This is a genomic window from Kitasatospora albolonga, assembly GCF_039535905.1.
GTDB classification, from domain to species: Bacteria; Actinomycetota; Actinomycetes; order Streptomycetales; family Streptomycetaceae; genus Kitasatospora; species Kitasatospora albolonga.
In genome coordinates this window covers 40,134-53,662 of record NZ_BAAAYB010000081.1, presented here as the reverse complement: position 1 = coordinate 53,662, position 13,529 = coordinate 40,134, and the positions used below count along the sequence as shown (strand labels likewise).

12 protein-coding genes and 1 pseudogene are annotated in these 13,529 nt (G+C 70.7%); 8 read left to right on the top strand and 5 right to left on the bottom strand.

What is annotated here, in order from left to right; genetic code table 11:
- Positions 1-206: 206 nt before the first annotated feature.
- The 7 genes and pseudogenes from ABD946_RS19505 to ABD946_RS19475 all read left to right on the top strand — a co-directional run bounded on the left by ABD946_RS19505 (position 207) and on the right by ABD946_RS19475 (position 10,393).
- Positions 207-2,190: pseudogene (locus ABD946_RS19505) on the top strand (APC family permease).
- 331 nt (positions 2,191-2,521) lie between these two features.
- Positions 2,522-2,611, top strand: coding sequence for a K(+)-transporting ATPase subunit F (gene kdpF, locus ABD946_RS19500; protein WP_345285283.1), 90 nt, complete (start codon positions 2,522-2,524; stop codon positions 2,609-2,611).
- Positions 2,612-2,613: 2 nt separating this feature from the next.
- A complete protein-coding gene (gene kdpA / locus ABD946_RS19495) occupies positions 2,614-4,275 on the top strand; it encodes a potassium-transporting ATPase subunit KdpA (RefSeq protein ID WP_345285281.1) in 1,662 nt (553 codons plus the stop codon).
- Positions 4,275-6,386 carry a potassium-transporting ATPase subunit KdpB gene (kdpB, locus tag ABD946_RS19490; protein WP_345285279.1) on the top strand — a complete coding sequence of 704 codons (2,112 nt, stop codon included), beginning with the start codon at positions 4,275-4,277 and terminating at the stop codon, positions 6,384-6,386. Before kdpA ends, kdpB begins: the two co-directional genes overlap by 1 nt.
- Before the next feature lie 20 nt (positions 6,387-6,406).
- A complete protein-coding gene (kdpC, locus tag ABD946_RS19485) occupies positions 6,407-7,057 on the top strand; it encodes a K(+)-transporting ATPase subunit C (protein WP_345285277.1) in 651 nt (216 codons plus the stop codon).
- Positions 7,058-7,172: 115 nt separating this feature from the next.
- Positions 7,173-9,725 (top strand): ATP-binding protein, encoded by a 2,553-nt coding sequence (locus tag ABD946_RS19480; protein WP_345285275.1) that lies wholly within the window; start codon positions 7,173-7,175, stop codon positions 9,723-9,725.
- Positions 9,722-10,393 (top strand): response regulator, encoded by a 672-nt coding sequence (locus tag ABD946_RS19475; protein WP_345285273.1) that lies wholly within the window; start codon positions 9,722-9,724, stop codon positions 10,391-10,393. The genes ABD946_RS19480 and ABD946_RS19475 overlap by 4 nt, the downstream gene beginning before the upstream one ends.
- Here ABD946_RS19475 and ABD946_RS19470 read toward each other — a convergent pair.
- The 5 genes from ABD946_RS19470 to ABD946_RS19450 form a co-directional block, all read right to left on the bottom strand.
- A complete protein-coding gene (locus ABD946_RS19470; RefSeq protein ID WP_345285271.1) occupies positions 10,381-10,545 on the bottom strand; it encodes a hypothetical protein in 165 nt (54 codons plus the stop codon). The two genes, ABD946_RS19475 and ABD946_RS19470, sit on opposite strands and share 13 nt — an antisense overlap.
- A gap of 88 nt (positions 10,546-10,633) precedes the next feature.
- Positions 10,634-11,587, bottom strand: coding sequence for a helix-turn-helix domain-containing protein (locus ABD946_RS19465; protein WP_345285269.1), 954 nt, complete (start codon positions 11,585-11,587; stop codon positions 10,634-10,636).
- A 50-nt stretch (positions 11,588-11,637) separates the two neighbouring features.
- Positions 11,638-12,258, bottom strand: a complete 621-nt coding sequence (locus ABD946_RS19460) for a hypothetical protein (protein WP_345285267.1) — start codon at positions 12,256-12,258, stop codon at positions 11,638-11,640.
- A 240-nt stretch (positions 12,259-12,498) separates the two neighbouring features.
- Positions 12,499-12,672, bottom strand: a complete 174-nt coding sequence (locus ABD946_RS19455; RefSeq protein WP_345285265.1) for a hypothetical protein — start codon at positions 12,670-12,672, stop codon at positions 12,499-12,501.
- An 8-nt stretch (positions 12,673-12,680) separates the two neighbouring features.
- Positions 12,681-13,124, bottom strand: a complete 444-nt coding sequence (locus ABD946_RS19450; protein WP_345285263.1) for a hypothetical protein — start codon at positions 13,122-13,124, stop codon at positions 12,681-12,683.
- A 10-nt stretch (positions 13,125-13,134) separates the two neighbouring features.
- Between ABD946_RS19450 and ABD946_RS19445 the strand changes: the two genes are divergently transcribed.
- Complete coding sequence (locus tag ABD946_RS19445; RefSeq protein WP_345285261.1) at positions 13,135-13,338, top strand: hypothetical protein; 204 nt, start codon at positions 13,135-13,137, stop codon at positions 13,336-13,338.
- Positions 13,339-13,529 lie beyond the last annotated feature (191 nt).

The window sequence follows — 13,529 nt, the reverse complement described above, 5'->3', positions numbered from 1 at the left end:
TCCAGCGATCCGCCTCAGGTATCTTGACGATCCCTTAACGACCGTCTTTACGCGCCCCTAGCGGTAGTGGAGACCCCTCTGACCTGCTTAAATGCCGGATTGGAGGGGCTTCTCGCGTGGTTTTTGGGGATTCCGCCCCGCGTCCTACTCTCGCCCCTGTGTTCAATCTGCCCCAGGCGCTGAAGCGCCTCGTGATCGGCAAGGCCATGCGCAGCGAGGAGCTGGGCGAGACGCTGCTGCCCAAGCGGCTGGCACTGCCGATCTTCGCCTCGGACCCGCTCTCCTCGGTCGCCTACGCGACCCAGGAGATCCTGCTGGTGCTGACCGTCGGCGGGACCGCCTTCCTCTACCTCACCCCGTGGATCGCGGCCGCGGTCGTCGGGCTGATGGTGGTCGTGGTGCTGTCGTACCGTCAGGTCGTCCACGCCTACCCGAGCGGCGGCGGCTCCTACGAGGTGGCCTCGCGCAACCTCGGCCCGAACGCCGGGCTGGTGGTGGCCGCCTCGCTGCTGGTCGACTACGTGATGACGGTGGCCGTCTCGGTCGCCTCGGGCGTGGACAACATCATCTCGGCCTTCCCGGGCCTGGACGAGCACCGGGTCTTCCTGGCGGTCGGCTTCGTCGCGCTGCTCACCGCGATGAACCTGCGCGGTGTGCGCGAGTCCGGCAAGGCCTTCGCCGCCCCCACCTACCTGTTCATCGGCGCCATGCTGCTGATGATCGCCACCGGCCTGGTCCGGCTGGCCTTCGGGGACGCGCCGGTGGCGGCCAGCGCCGGGTACGGGATCACACCCGAACACGGCAAGGACGCGCTGGCCGGGATAGCCCTGCTGCTGCTCGGCCTGCGGGCCTTCGCCTCCGGCTGCACGGCGCTGACCGGCGTGGAGGCGATCTCCAACGGCGTGCCCGCCTTCCGCGCCCCGAAGTCGAGGAACGCCGCCACCACCATGGCCGCCATGGGCATCATCGCCGTGGTGATGTTCACCGGTGTGACGGCGCTGGCGCTGATCGCCAAGGTCCACATCGCCGAGGACGCCTGCCAGTTGACCGGCTTCGCGGACTGCGCCACCGAGCCCCAGCAGACCGTGATCGCCCCAGCTCGCGGCCGCCACCTTCGGCGGGGACGACTCGGTCCTGTTCTACCTGGTCCAGGCCGTCACCGCCCTGGTCCTGATCCTGGCGGCGAACACCGCCTTCAACGGCTTCCCGCTGCTGGCCTCGATCCTGGCCGAACACCGCTACCTGCCCCGCCAGATGCACACCCGCGGCGACCGCCTCGCCTTCTCCAACGGCATCATCGCGCTCGCCCTGGTGGCCGGCGGACTGCTCTGGCTCTACGACGCCGACGTCACCAGCCTCATCCACCTCTACATCCTCGGCGTCTTCACCTCCTTCACCCTCTCCCAGACCGGCATGGTGCGTCATTGGAACCGCGTCCTGGCCGGCGAGAGCGACCCGGCCGTCCGGGCCGGCGCCCGGCGCGCCCGGGTGATCAACGCCCTCGGGGCCGTGGTCACCGGGCTGGTGCTGGTGATCGTGCTGGCCACCAAGTTCACCCAGGGCGCCTGGCTGGCCGTCCTGGCCGCCGCCGCGCTCTGGATGATGATGCGCGGCATCCGCCGCCACTACGACAGCGTGGCGGCCGAGCTGACGGTCGAGGACCCGCGGGCGGAGTCGGGGCGGCCCTCCAAGGTGCACGCCATCGTGCTGGTCTCCAAGCTGCACAAGCCCACCCTGCGCGCCCTCAGCTACGCACAGGCCTTCCGGCCGGACACCCTGGAAGCGCTGACGGTGGAGGTGGAGAAGGAGTCCACCGACGAACTGCGAGCCCAGTGGGACGCGTTCGGCATCGAGGTGCCGCTGAAGGCGCTCAACTCGCCGTACCGGGAGATCACCAAGCCGGTGACCGCCTACGTCCGCTCGGTCCGCCGGACCAGTCCCCGGGACGCCGTGGCGGTCTTCATCCCCGAGTACGTGGTCGGCCACTGGTGGGAGACCCTGCTGCACAACCAGTCCGCCCTCTGGCTGAAGAGCCGCCTGCTCTTCACCCCCGGCGTCATGGTCATCAGCGTCCCCTGGCAACTCTCCTCCGCCCCGCGGGCCGACCGCCCGGCTCGCCGGGCACCCGGCTCCGTCCGCCGAGGCGAACCGGCCAAGGCCGAGGACGTCCAAGCGTCGGAGAAGATCTGACACACCGTCGGGCCCCGGGACAGGCAGCGCCGTCCCGGGGCCCGACACGTTCCGGCCAAGGGCCGGTCTCGTCTGTATGAAGCGGATATCAAGAGCGCGTCAATGTAGCCGATTCATCCGTATGGAGGGCGTCAGGGCGCCTTAACCCGCGCAGACCGGCTGGTTTGCTGTGCGAGCCGGTCTGCCACCGGTGCCGTGAGGAGCCGATCAGGCCATCCGCGGCCAGGTCCTGAACCACTCTGGTGGAGCCCATGTCCGATCTGATCTACGTCGGTGTCACGGTCGCCGTGTTCGCCGTCATCGCCCTCATCGCACGGGGGGTGGAGAAGCTGTGAGCGCCGAGAACATCGCTGGTCTCATCGTCGCCGTCGCGCTCGTCGGCTACCTCATCGTGGCGTTGATCTACCCGGAGAAGTTCTGACCATGAGCTCCACTCTCGCGGGCTGGTTGCAGGCCCTCGCCCTCGTCGGCGCACTGGCCCTGTGCCACCGCCCCCTTGGCGACTACATCGCCAAGCTCCTCACCACCGCCAAGCACCTCAGAGTCGAACGCGGCATCTACAAGGTGATCGGCGTCGACCCGGAGGCGGACCAGCGCTGGCCCGTCTACCTGCGCTCGGTGCTGGCCTTCTCGGCCGTCTCGGTGCTCTTCCTCTATGCCCTGATCCGCCTTCAGACGCACCTGCTCCTCAGCCTCGGGGTCCCCGAGATGGAGGCGCACCAGGCCTGGAACACCGCGATCTCCTTCACCACCAACACCAACTGGCAGTCCTACAGCGGCGAGTCCGCGATGGGCCACCTGGTGCAGATGGCCGGCCTCGCGGTGCAGAACTTCGTCTCCGCCGCCGTCGGCATCGCCGTCGTCGCCACCCTGATCCGCGGCTTCACGCGGAACAAGACCGACCGCGTCGGCAACTTCTGGGTCGACCTCACCCGGATCAACCTGCGCCTGCTGCTGCCGCTCGCCTTCGTGTTCGCCCTCGTCCTGGTCGCCAACGGCGTGGTGCAGAACTTCCACGGCTTCCACGACGTGGCCGCCCTGACCGGGGGTCAGCAGTCGGTCCCGGGTGGGCCGGTGGCCTCGCAGGAGGTCATCAAGGAGCTGGGCACCAACGGCGGCGGCTTCTTCAACGCCAACTCCGCCCACCCGTTCGAGAACCCGAACGGCTTCAGCAACCTGCTGGAGGTCTTCCTGCTGCTGCTGATCCCCTTCGCCCTGCCGCGCACCTTCGGCAGGATGGTCGGCGACAACCGTCAGGGCTACGCGATCCTCTCGGTGATGGCGATCTTCTGGATCGCCTCCACCGCGCTGATCACCTTCTTCGAGTTCCAGCACTCCGGCCTCGCCTCGCAGGCCGCCGGCGCCGGGATGGAGGGCAAGGAGCAGCGCTTCGGCATAGCGGCCAGCTCGTTGTTCGCCGCCTCCACCACGCTGACCTCGACCGGTGCGGTGAACTCCTTCCACGACTCGTACTCGCCGTTCGGCGGCGGTCTGACGATCTTCAACATGATGCTCGGTGAGATCGCGCCCGGCGGTACCGGTTCCGGCCTGTACGGGATGCTGATCCTGGCGATCGTGGCGGTCTTCGTGGCGGGTCTGATGGTCGGGCGCACCCCCGAGTACCTGGGCAAGAAGCTCGGCGGGCGGGAGATGAAGTTCGCCTCCCTCTACATCCTCACCACCCCGACCCTGGTGCTGGTCGGCACCGGTGTCGCGATGGCCCTGCCCGACCAGCGCGCCGGGATGCTCAACTCCGGGGCGCACGGCTTCTCCGAGGTGCTGTACGCCTTCACCTCGGCTTCGAACAACAACGGCTCGGCGTTCGCGGGCATCACCGTGAACACCACCTGGTACGACACCGCGCTCGGTCTGTGCATGGTGCTCGGCCGGTTCCTGCCGATGGTGTTCGTGCTGGCCCTGGCCGGTGCGCTGGCCAAGCAGCAGCCCGTCCCCGCCACCCCGGGCACCCTGCCCACCCACAAGCCGCTGTTCGTGGGCCTGCTGTCGGGCGTCGTCCTGATCGTCGTCGGCCTCACCTACTTCCCGGCCCTGGCTCTCGGGCCGATCGCGGAAGGTCTCCACTGATGTCGTCCACCCTTACCCCCACTCCCGCTCCGGCCGGGCAGCCGCAGGCTCCGCACAGAGTCTCCGCCGGTCTGCTCGACCCGAAGCTGATCGCCGCCTCGCTGCCGGACGCGGTGAAGAAGCTCGACCCGCGCGTCATGGTCAAGAACCCGGTCATGTTCGTGGTCGAGGTCGGTTCGGTGGTCACCACCGTCGCCGCGATCGCGGACCCGTCCGTCTTCGCCTGGGCCATCACCGTCTGGCTCTGGCTCACCACCATCTTCGCCAACCTCGCAGAGGCCGTCGCCGAGGGCCGGGGCAAGGCCCAGGCCGACACCCTGCGCCGCACCAAGACCGAGACCATGGCCCGACGCCTCGTCAACTGGCCGGGGAGCCAGGCCGAGGAGGAGGTGCCCGGCACCGCGCTCCAGCTCGGCGACCACGTGGTGGTCGAGGCCGGGCAGGTGATCCCGGGCGACGGCGACGTGGTCGAGGGCGTCGCCAGCGTGGACGAGTCGGCCATCACCGGCGAGTCCGCCCCCGTGATCCGCGAGTCGGGCGGTGACCGTTCCGCGGTGACCGGCGGCACCAAGGTGCTCTCCGACCGGATCGTGGTGAAGATCGCCTCGGAGCCCGGCAAGTCGTTCATCGACCGGATGATCGCGCTGGTCGAGGGTGCCGCCCGGCAGAAGACGCCGAACGAGATCGCGCTCAACATCCTGCTGGCCTCGCTGACGATCGTCTTCCTGATCGCGGTGGTCACCCTGCAGCCGATGGCCACCTACGCGGGCGCCCCGCAGTCGATGATCGTGTTGGTGGCCCTGGTGGTCGCCCTGATCCCGACCACCATCGGCGCGCTGCTCTCCGCGATCGGCATCGCCGGCATGGACCGGCTGGTGCAGCGGAACGTGCTGGCAATGTCAGGGCGGGCCGTCGAGGCTGCAGGCGACGTCAACACCCTGCTGCTCGACAAGACCGGCACCATCACCCTCGGCAACCGCCAGGCCGCCGAGTTCCTCTCCGCCACCGGGGTCTCCACGGACGAGCTGGCCGACGCGGCCCAGCTCTCCTCGCTGGCGGACGAGACCCCCGAAGGCCGCTCCATCGTGGTGCTCGCCAAGACCGACTACGGCCTGCGGGCCCGCGCCCAGGGCGAGTTGACCCACGCCACCTGGGTCCCGTTCACCGCCCAGACCCGGATGTCGGGTGTCGACCTCGACGAGGCCGACGGCGTCCACTCGGTGCGCAAGGGCGCCTCCGGCTCCGTCGCCCAGTGGGTGACCGACAACGGCGGCACCGTCGGCACCGACGTGACCGACCTCGTCCAGCAGATCTCGGCCGCAGGTGGCACCCCGCTGCTGGTCGCGTCCAGGATCGGCTCCGCCCCTGCTCGCGCCCTGGGGGTCATCCACCTCAAGGACGTGGTCAAGGAGGGCATGCGGGAGCGCTTCGACGAGCTGCGCCGGATGGGCATCAAGACCATCATGATCACCGGCGACAACCCGCTGACCGCCAAGGCGATCGCGGAGGAGGCGGGCGTGGACGACTTCCTCGCCGAGGCCACCCCCGAGGACAAGATGGCGCTGATCAAGAAGGAGCAGGCGGGCGGCAAGCTGGTCGCGATGACCGGCGACGGCACCAACGACGCCCCCGCGCTGGCCCAGGCCGACGTCGGCGTCGCGATGAACACCGGCACCATGGCGGCCAAGGAGGCCGGCAACATGGTGGACCTGGACTCCAACCCCACCAAGCTGATCGAGATCGTCGAGATCGGCAAGCAACTCCTCATCACCCGCGGCTCGTTGACCACCTTCTCGATCGCCAACGACGTGGCCAAGTACTTCGCGATCATCCCCGCGATGTTCGCCACCGTCTACCCCGGCCTCGACAAGCTCAACATCATGGACCTGCACAGCCCGCAGTCCGCCATCACCTCGGCCATCATCTTCAACGCCCTGGTCATCATCGGGCTCATCCCGCTGGCCCTGCGCGGCGTCAAGTACCGCCCCTCCGACGCTAGTTCGCTGCTGCGCCGGAACATCGGGATCTACGGCCTCGGCGGTCTGGTGGTGCCGTTCATCGGCATCAAGCTGATCGACCTGGTCGTCCAGTTCATCCCCGGCCTGAGCTGAAAACGGAGGAAAGAGCAATCATGTCCAAGCCCCTGCCCGCCTCCGTGCGCAACCACTGGACCGCGCTGCGGATGCTGCTGGTGATGACCGTGATCCTCGGCATCGCCTACCCGCTGGCCGTCACCGGCATCAGCCAACTCGCCTTCGCCGACAAGGCGAACGGATCGATCGTCAAGTCGGACGGGAAGGAGGTCGGCTCCAGCCTGCTGGGCCAGACCTTCGACCTCCCCAAGAAGGCCGCCCCTTCTGATTCGACCACGGGCGATGACGCGGACGAGGCCGCCCAGCCGGACCCGAAGTGGTTCCAGCCCCGCCCCGCCGCCTACCCCTACGACCCGAAGAGCTCCGGCGCCTCCAACCTCGGCCCCAACAGCGACAAGCTGCTCAAGGACATCGAGGACCGCCGCGCCGCGGTCGCCGCCTTCGACGGCGTCGACCCGTCCACCGTCCCGGTGGACGCGCTGACCACCTCGGGCTCCGGCCTCGACCCGCACATCTCCAAGGCCTACGCCCAGCAGCAGGTGGCCCGGGTCGCCAAGGAGCGCAAGCTCTCCGCGGACACCCTGAACAAGCTGATCGACAAGTACACCGAGGGCCCCACTCTCGGCTTCCTCGGCCAGGAGGGCGTCAACGTCGTCCTGCTCAACAAGGCGATCAGCGAGCAGAAGTGACCCCATCTCAGAGTTCTGACTAGCCGAACCGGCCCGGACGCGGGGAGTACACCCGCGTCCGGGCCGGTTCGCCCGCGTTCCCCGACCGTCGACCTCGCAGGAAAGAGCAGCGCCCATGCCCCGCGACCTCACTCCCGGCACCGCGCACCGACGCGGCCGGCTGAGGGTCTACCTCGGTTCCGCCCCCGGTGTCGGCAAGACGTACCGGATGCTGGACGAGGCCCGCAGACGCCAGGAACGCGGTGCGGACGTGGTGGTGGGCTACATCGAGTGCCACGGCCGGCGGCACACCGAGAACATGCTGCAGGGCCTGGACGTCATGCCCAGGGTCCAACGGACATACCGGGGAACCGAGTTCACCGAGATGGACCTCGACGCCGTACTGGAGCGCGGCCCTTCGGTGGTGTTGGTGGACGAGCTCGCCCACACCAACATCCCCGGCGGGCGGCACGCCAAGCGCTGGGAGGACGTCGAGGAGATCCTCGCCGCCGGGATCGACGTCATCACCACCGTCAACGTCCAGCACCTCGAATCCCTCAACGATGTCGTCCAGAAGATCACCGGCATCCCCCAGCGGGAGACCGTCCCGGACGAGGTGGTGCGCCGGGCGGACCAGATCGAGCTGGTCGACATGGCCCCGCAGGCGCTGCGCCGCCGGATGGCCCACGGCAACGTCTACAAGGCCGAGAAGGTGGACGCCGCGCTCTCCAACTACTTCCGGGTCGGCAACCTCACCGCCCTTCGGGAGCTCGCCCTGCTCTGGGTGGCCGGGCGGGTCGACGAGGGCCTGCGCGACTATCGCGCGACCCACAACATCGACCGGGTCTGGGAGACCCGCGAGCGCGTCGTCGTGGCCCTGACCGGCGGCCCCGAAGGGCAGACGCTGATCCGGCGCGCCGCCCGGATCGCCGACCGCACCGCCGGGGGTGAGCTGCTGGCCGTGCACATCTCCCGCAGCGACGGCCTGGCCGGTGCCTCACCGGGTGCGCTGGCCGAACAGCGCCACCTGGTGGAGACCCTGGGCGGCAGCTACCACGTGGTGGTCGGCGACGACATCCCCACCGCGCTGCTGGCCTTCGCCCGGGCCCACGACGCCACCCAGCTGGTGCTGGGCACCAGCCGCCGCGGCCGGGTCAACCGCTTCCTCACCGGCCCCGGTATCGGCGAGACCACCGTGGACGCCTCCGAGGACATCGACGTCCACATGGTCACCCACGAGTTCAGCGGGCGCGGCCGGCTGCCTTCGCTCGGCCGACGCCACTCCCACCGGCGCACGGTGGCCGGCTACACCGCGGGACTCGTCCTGCCGGTCCTGCTCACCGTTCTGCTCTCGTACACCTCGCTGAACCTCACCACCGACGCGCTGATCTTCCAACTCGGCGTGGTGGCGGTCGCGTTGCTCGGCGGGGCGGTCTCCGCCCTGCTCGCCTCGGTGGTCGCCTCCCTGCTGCTGAACTACTACTTCATCCCACCCGTCCACACCTTCACCATCACCGAACCCAACAACGTCATCGCCCTCGCGGTCTTCGCCGCCGTGGCCCTCACCGTCTCCACCGTGGTCGACCGCGCCGCCCGCCTCACCACCCGCGCCGCCCGCGCCACCGCCGAGGCCGAGACCCTCTCCACCCTGGCCGGCAGCGTGCTGCGCGGCGCCGACGCGCTGCCCGCCCTGCTGGAGAAGTGCCGCACCGCCTTCGGCATGGACACCGTCGCCCTGCTCGAGCGCACCACCGGTGACGTCCTGGCACGCAGCGACTCCCACAGCCAACCGGCCGAGGGCAGCGAGACGACCGAAGTCCCGGTCGCCGAAAGTGCCCTGCTCGTCCTGACGGGCCGTCGGCTGCCCGCCGCCGACCAGCGCGTCCTCACCGCCTTCGCCGCCCACGTCGGCGCCGCCCTGGAGCGCGACCGCCTCGCCACCGCCGCCGCCGAGGTCGAACCCATCAAGGCCGCCGACAAGATGCGCACCGCCCTGCTCGCCGCCGTCAGCCACGACCTGCGCACCCCGCTCGCCGCCGCCCTCGCCTCGGTCGGCTCACTGCGCAGCCCCGACGTCGAGTTCTCCGAGGAGGACACCGCCGAACTCCTCGCCACCGCCGACGAATCCCTCCTCAAGCTGACCCGCCTGGTCGACAACCTGCTCGACATGAGCCGCCTCCAGGCCGGCGCCCTCACCCTGCACCTCGCCCCCACCCACCTCGACGAGGTCCTCCCGCGCGCCGTCGACTCCCTCGCCGACCCCGACGCCCCCGTCCAACCCTGGGGTCTCACCGACGCTCCGCCCGTGCTCGCCGACCCCCCGCTGCTGGAGCGCGTGCTGGCCAACGTCATCACCAACGCCCTGCGCCACAACGCCCCCGGCGCCCCCGTCCTGGTCACCGCCTCCACCCACGCCGGACGGGTCGAGATCCGCGTCGTCGACCGCGGCCCCGGCATCCCGCCCGAGGACCGCGACCGCGTCTTCCTCCCCTTCCAACGCCTCGGCGACACCGACAACACCACCGGCACCGGCCTCGGCCTCGCCCTCTCCCGCGGCCTCGCCGAGGCGATGAACGGCACCCTCGACGTCGAGGACACCCCCGGCGGCGGCACCACCATGCTGCTCACCCTCCCCGCCGCCGGACCCGAATCCGACCCTGACACCGATCCGCAGGAGGCGGCACCGTGAGCCAGATCCTGGTCGTCGACGACGAACCTCAGATCCTGCGCGCACTGAAGATCAACCTGCACGCCCGCCGGTACGCGGTCCGCACCGCCGCGACCGGTGCGGAGGCCCTCGACCTGGCGGGGCGTCAGATGCCGGAAGCGGTCCTGCTCGACCTCGGCCTGCCCGACATCGACGGCATCGACATCATCCGCGGCCTGCGGGCCGGAAGCACGGTGCCGATCATCGTGCTCTCCGGCCGGGCCGACCCCGCCGAGAAGGTCCGCGCCCTGGACGCGGGCGCCGACGACTACCTCACCAAACCCTTCGTCATGGACGAGCTCCTCGCCCGGCTGCGCGCGGTGATGCGCCGCCCTGCCATCGGACAGCCACCCAGGGCCACCGTGGGCACCCACGTGGTCGATGTCGCGGCGGCGACCGTCACCGGCCCCGAAGGGCCCGTCCGGCTCACCCCGACCGAGTGGAAGATCCTGACCATCCTGCTGGCCAGGCCGGGCCGCCTGGTCCCCGGCCGGGAGATCCTGCGCGAGGTCTGGGGCCCCGACCAGGAACACCGCTCGAACTACCTGCGGGTCTACTTCGCGGGCCTGCGCCAGAAGCTGGAGCCCGACCCCGCCCGCCCCCGCCACCTGGTCACCGAACCGGGCATCGGTTACCGCTACGAACCCTGAACGCCCGGAGGTCGAGGCCTGGTGGCGAAGGCGGAGGGGGCGGAGACGCTTCGGCTGCGGGTGAGGCCGTGGGGGTAGGAGTCGCGCAGTGCGCGGTCGACGGTGGTCGCGAGCTCGACGTCGAGGGCGAGCAGGGCTCGGCTCCGCTGCACGCCGACGTCGGCCGGCGGGCCCGGCTGGGTGACGTCGGCGATCAGCAGCGGGACCTTGAGGCTGGTGGCGAGCGCAGACCGGCCGGGATCAGATCCAGCCCTGTTCGCGGGCCTTCAGAGCGGCCTGGAAGCGGCTGTCCGTTCCCAGACGGCGCATCAGGTCCGCGATGCGGCTGCGGTAGGTGCGGACCGAGATGCCGAGGGCCCGTGCTCCGGTTTCGTCCTTGCCGGCGCCGGCCATGGTCCGCAGCACGTCGCGGTCGGTGGCGGTCGGCCGTGGCGCCAGCAGGGGACGAGCGCACTCCCAGTGCTGTTCGAAGAGGTCCAGCAGCTGTGCCACCAGGCCGGGGTGACGCACGATCAGGGCGGCGGCGGTGATGTCGCGCGGGTCGGCGGCGACCAGGGCGGTGGTCCGGTCGAAGAGCACGATCCGGCCCAGCGGGCGGTCGGTGGCGCGCACCGCCGCGCCCAGTCCGGTGAGGTCGCCGGCGTGGGCGCGGACCCGCTCGTCGTCGAGTGCCGCGGTGTGCAGGACGGTGCGCATCCGCAGGCCGCGGCGGAGGTGTCTGCGGTTGGAAGCACTGACGGTGTCGAGGGCGGCGGTGATGATCGGCCCGGGGTGGGTGGTCAGGCACTCGTCGTGGGCGGAGAAGGCGAGGGCGTCGATGCGGTCCAGGATCTGCTCGAGGCCCTCGATGCGCTCGACGTCACGTTCGGGAGCGCGCCGGTCCGGCAGGAGGCTCCCCATCAGCGAATGTGCTGCGGCGATCTGCCGGATCTGGGACTGCAGTCGCACGAGGCGGCGCTGGCTGAGGTGGTCGAAGACGGTGTGCGGATCGGTGCCGTGGAAGGTGTCCTGGCCTCGGCGGGTCACCACGCCGAGGTGCTGGAGTCGTTCCAGCACCTGGTGGGCGGTGTCGAGGGGGAGACTGCAGGCGGACGCGACCTCGGGCGCCGCGATGCCGGGAGCGCGGAGCAGTGTGCGGTAGACGCGCTCGTCGTGGGCGTGCAGGCCCAGGACCGCGAGGGCGTTGTCGTTCATCGGCTGTTCCAGGATGGGCTGGCGAGGGGCGTCGGCTGTGGCGGTGGGATTCAGGTCCCCGGCAGGTGGGCGAAGAGCACGGGTGCGGCGAGGACGGCTGTCGTCGCCGCGATCGTCAGAGGCAGGGCCAGGGCGGCCGCGCGCAGCCGCTCGGTTCGGGCACGGCCGCTCTGGAGGGCGGTGGCGGCGGCGCAGCCGAGGCCGAGCGCGAGGGCGAAGGAGGGTTCCTGGCGGTGCAGGGCGGGTTCGGCGAGGAAGAGGGCGGAAGCGGCGGCGGTGGTCGCGGTGGTGCGGGCGGGGGTGGTGGCGGCGCGGGCGGCGGTGGCGGCGAGGGCTCCCGCGGCGGCGGCCAGCACGATGAGCCAGACCACGGCAGGCCAGGAGAGGGTGCTCCGCCCGGTCAGGGTGTCCGGTGCGAGGTAGCAGGTGGCGGCGGTGGCCAGGCAGCGGGCGCCGAAGGCCGCGCCGGTGCCCCGCGCGGCACGGTGGTTTCGTGCGGTGAGGCCGACGAGCAGCAGCCACATCATGCACCACGGTGCGAGGGGCCTGGTGATGGGGCCTAGGTGGGACAGGGTTTGGGAGAGGAAGCCGATCGTCGCGAAGGTGGCCGGGCCCGAGACGAGCCAGCGGCCGGCGGGCGGCTCGGCCGCAGTGGTGTGGCCTGCGGTCATCGGGGTGAGCCGACCGCTGCGGACGGAGTGTGATCGGGAGCGACGCAGGGGCACGGGGGGCTCCGGGGCGGGAGGGTGCGAGTGGAAGGAGGGCGCCGGCCGGGTCCGCAGCCCGGTGGCTGCGCGCCCGGGTCCGGCTGACGGGAGGGCGGTCAGTGGCCGGTCGGCGACCGCCCTCCCGTCACCTGGCACCCGCCGGACGGGGCGGGTGCCAGGAACTGTGGTGCGGGTGTGAGGGGTTCAGTCGCCGAGGGCCAACCAGCACAGGGTGGCGACGCCGAGGGCCGTGTTGACGGCGATGAGCGCGGCCGTCCACGCCGTGCCCGAACGGCCCTCGCCCTCGCGTCGGGTGACGATCGATCCGGTCACCACCACGATGTCCAGTACGGCCAAGCAGGCCAGGAGCTCTCGCATGCCGGGGCTCAGCAGATGTAGGTGGAGACGAGGGCGGAGACACCGGAGCCCACCGCGAGTGCGGAGGACAGCGCTCCTGCGGCTTCGGCGGAGATCGCGATGCCGACCACCGTGATGCCGCCGGCCAGTGCCGCCGCTCCGAAGACCGCCGCTCCGATGGCGGACACGGCGGACATGGCCGCGACGTGGCAGAACCCGCGCGGCTCGGGGCCGGTGTCGCCCCGCAGGACCAGGGTGCCGTCGACGTTGTCCAGGTACACCGTGACCCCGGCCGACGCGTGGACCAGGGTGGACCGGCCCGGTTCCAGCCGGTCGCGGGCCGCTTCGACGGCAGCCAGTATCTGCTGGGTGACGGCTCGCTGAGTGGGGTCGGCCTGGGCCACGGCAATGGTTTCGGGATCGCGGTGGGGCGCGGTGGCGGCCGAGGCGGTGCCGGCGGCGGCCAGAAGCATGGAGCAGGCGATGGTCGCGGCGACCGTGACCGAGAACGGCCGGGACAATCGAGAATTCATTTCTTCCCTCCGATGGGTTATTTCCGGTTCAGGCGGCGAGGAGCAGGCCCCGGACGGGGCGATTCAAATCTATCCGCCACCGCAGGGCAAACCGGTCGGATTTGGTGCAGGTTCCTGCGCGCCTCGCTGCATCTTCCTGAATTGCGACCGGTGATTGCCGTGGCCCTGGTGCATGCGAATGGCCCGGGGCGTGCGTGCCTAGCGGAATTCCAGGAGTCACTCGGCCTGCTTCGCCTTCTTGGGCCGCCGACGCCGGGCCGGCGCGGCGGCCTCCACCGGAGTGGCGCCGCGCTGACGCGCCAAGGCGATCTTGCCTCCGGGACTTTGGCACACATGACGGCAATG

Bases quoted from the DNA above. Each gene is read 5' to 3' on its own strand.
- kdpB (WP_345285279.1), top strand. From the start codon at position 4,275: ATGTCGTCCACCCTTACCCCCACTCCCGCTCCGGCCGGGCAGCCGCAG.
- ABD946_RS19460 (WP_345285267.1), bottom strand. From the start codon at position 12,258: ATGACCGCAGGCCACACCACTGCGGCCGAGCCGCCCGCCGGCCGCTGG.
- ABD946_RS19450 (WP_345285263.1), bottom strand. From the start codon at position 13,124: ATGCTTCTGGCCGCCGCCGGCACCGCCTCGGCCGCCACCGCGCCCCAC.
- ABD946_RS19455 (WP_345285265.1), bottom strand. From the start codon at position 12,672: ATGCGAGAGCTCCTGGCCTGCTTGGCCGTACTGGACATCGTGGTGGTG.
- kdpA (WP_345285281.1), top strand. From the start codon at position 2,614: ATGAGCTCCACTCTCGCGGGCTGGTTGCAGGCCCTCGCCCTCGTCGGC.
- ABD946_RS19445 (WP_345285261.1), top strand. From the start codon at position 13,135: ATGGTCGCGGCGACCGTGACCGAGAACGGCCGGGACAATCGAGAATTC.
- ABD946_RS19480 (WP_345285275.1), top strand. From the start codon at position 7,173: ATGCCCCGCGACCTCACTCCCGGCACCGCGCACCGACGCGGCCGGCTG.
- ABD946_RS19465 (WP_345285269.1), bottom strand. From the start codon at position 11,587: ATGAACGACAACGCCCTCGCGGTCCTGGGCCTGCACGCCCACGACGAG.
- kdpC (WP_345285277.1), top strand. From the start codon at position 6,407: ATGTCCAAGCCCCTGCCCGCCTCCGTGCGCAACCACTGGACCGCGCTG.